General features: G+C 60.4%; 2 protein-coding genes. Both read left to right on the top strand.

The genetic code is table 11. The features are described 5' to 3' along the window. Nucleotides 1–202 (top strand): DUF1801 domain-containing protein (locus ACQKIE_RS19210; protein ID WP_427462172.1); only part of this gene is annotated, 202 nt, incomplete at its 5' end. Nucleotides 203–1,014: 812 nt separating this feature from the next. Further along, nucleotides 1,015–2,217 carry an epoxide hydrolase family protein gene (locus ACQKIE_RS19205; RefSeq protein ID WP_427462171.1) on the top strand — a complete coding sequence of 401 codons (1,203 nt, stop codon included), beginning with the start codon at nt 1,015–1,017 and terminating at the stop codon, nt 2,215–2,217. The last annotated feature ends 297 nt before the right edge of the window (nt 2,218–2,514 follow it).

The raw sequence follows: 2,514 nt of genomic DNA, 5'->3' as shown, positions 1-2,514 counted from the left end.
AGTGAAGTTGACCTTCGCCAAGGGTGCCGCCTTGAAAGATCCCGCCAAGCTTTTCAACTCGAGTCTCGATGGAAACGTACGTCGCGCCATCGACACCGGGGAAGGCGAAACCATCGACGCCAAGGCGTTCAAGGCGCTGGTTCGCGCGGCTATCGAACTCAACGCGTCGGGGAAGAAGGCGTCCGCGAAGCGGACCAGGTAGGAGTCGTCTATCGGCGCACTCCTTGGGACGGCGTGTTATCCGGTGTGAGCCAATGCTGCGGCCACGCCTCGTGTGTCCGGTTTCGGAGTTCTGCTGATGAAGATGCCTCGTCACTGGATCGAGCACGTGCCCGATTGGCGCGACGAACCAATGGCCTACTGGGTTCATATCGAGCAGGGGGATGACTGGCTTAGCGCTTCCTGCTTCAAGCCACCAGCTCCGACAGTGATCCTCCACTACGGTTACCCGGTCCTCTGCGTCGAATCCCAGGGATTCGTCTTCCGGTTTTCATCGTTCGCACAACTCCTCGAATGTGTAGACGTCCTCGGTCGAACTCCTTTGCCCACAAGCACGCAACGCTCAATGTTTCGTCCCGACGGATCGGGGCTCAATAGTCACTGGCTGAGTCGACTTCCCGGGCAGATGAAAGCACCGAAGGCACGCCGTCGCGCCGTTGCCGACTTAAATCAGGTCATAGCCTCCGGTACCCCCAAGAGCGTGTTCTGGCCTGAACGGTGATTCGCGGCTTGGCGGCCATGAGACTGGACTATTCGCTGTAACCGGCCCGCTGCCTGGCGCCAGGGAGGAAGGCATGAGGGCCGGTACAGGCAACTTGCCGCAACTTTCGGTAAGAGTTCTTCCGACGAGGAGAACAGACTCTGAGCGCTCCTCCTTGTTCGAAGGCCCATGACGAGTTCGCGTGCAGCGATGTGCCAAGGGTGTCGAGATAGCGATTGGGCTCAAGGACCGGTCGGGCACGTTGTCTCTTGGCGGTCAAGACGACATCAATCACTCGAACAAGGAGCCGCGCGATGAACGTCACACAGGTCGAGCGCACGAATCGATCCTCCATCCAGCCTTTCAAAGTCGCCTTCCCGGAAAGCGACCTCGCCGATCTTCACCGGAGGCTCAAGGACGTCCGCCTCCCGGAACGTGAAACGGTGACCGATTTCTCTCAGGGAACGCCGCTCGCAACTGTGCAGAAGCTGGTGAAGTACTGGGCCAACGACTACGACTGGCGTGTCGGCGAGAAGAAGCTCAGCACAGTGCCGAACTTCATCACGGAGATCGACGGACTCGACATTCATTTCATCCATGTCCGGTCCAAGCATCAGGGCGCATTGCCTGTGCTGATTGCGCATGGCTGGCCTGGGTCGATCATGGAGCAGCTGAAACTGATCGAACCTTTGACGGATCCCGTCAAATTCGGCGGTACGCCTGCCGATGCATTTGACGTAGTGATCCCGTCGATGCCTGGGTATGGGTTCTCAGGGGTCCCCGATGCCGTTGGCTGGAATCCGCCGAGGATAGCCAGGGCTTACGGCGAACTGATGAAGAGACTCGGTTATGAAAGGTACGTGGCACAGGGAGGCGATTGGGGCGCTATCGTGGTCGACCAGATGGGCGTCCAGGCGCCGGAGGGCCTGGTGGCTATACACACGAATATGCCTTGCGTGGTGCCACCGGAGATTGACGCCGTAGCGCTCGCCGGCGGCCAAGTGCCCGCCGGCCTCTCGACGGAAGAGGAGCAGGCGTTCCGTCAGCTCTCTGCGTTCTACAAGGACGTCTACTATGCATTCTTCATGGGTACGCGCCCGCAGACGCTAACGGGGCTGTCCGATTCGCCGGTAGGCCTGGCAACTTTCATGATCGACCATGATCGTCGCAGCCTCGAGCTCATTGCGAGATCGTTTGACGGCGTTCCTGAAGGAATCACGCGTGACGACGTGCTGGACAACATCACATTGTTCTGGCTCACCAATACGGGCGTGTCGGCGGCCAGGCTTTACTGGGAGAACAAGCTGCCTTTCTTCCAACCCAAGGGCGTCGCGCTCCCCGTGGTCGCAAGTGCGTTTCCCGACGAGCTCTTCCAGGCACCAGAGAGCTGGACGCGACGGGCCTATCCGAACCTGGTGCGGTACACGAGGCTTCCCAAAGGGGGACATTTCGCCGCCTGGGAGCAGCCACAGCACCTTTACACGGAGATGCGTGAGGGCCTGAGGTCATTCCACTGAATGGTACCTGCGGCGGTTTCCGACGGGTTGGTTCATCGGGCGAGACAGGTGAGGTCGGGAGCGAACCGGGAGGGATGACCTGTTCCTGACGGGTATGTCGAATGCCGGGCAGTTCGTTCGATCTTCCAGGTCCCCTAAGCCGTCGGTCAGGACGCTCACCGCGGTGGCGGCGATTCAGCGTCCAGCACGGATGAACTCCGGTCGCTGCCGTTCGTCCGGTACCTGTGGCGCGGACGGTCGCTCCCCGTAACCTTCGCCGACGGCAGCACGATCGTTCCACAGGGACGCATGGGGCTC

The organism is Luteibacter sp. NPDC031894 (assembly GCF_050273135.1).
GTDB lineage: Bacteria > Pseudomonadota > Gammaproteobacteria > Xanthomonadales > Rhodanobacteraceae > Luteibacter.
The sequence above is the reverse complement of the archived record's forward strand: the minus strand, read 5'-3'. Positions and strand labels throughout refer to the sequence as shown.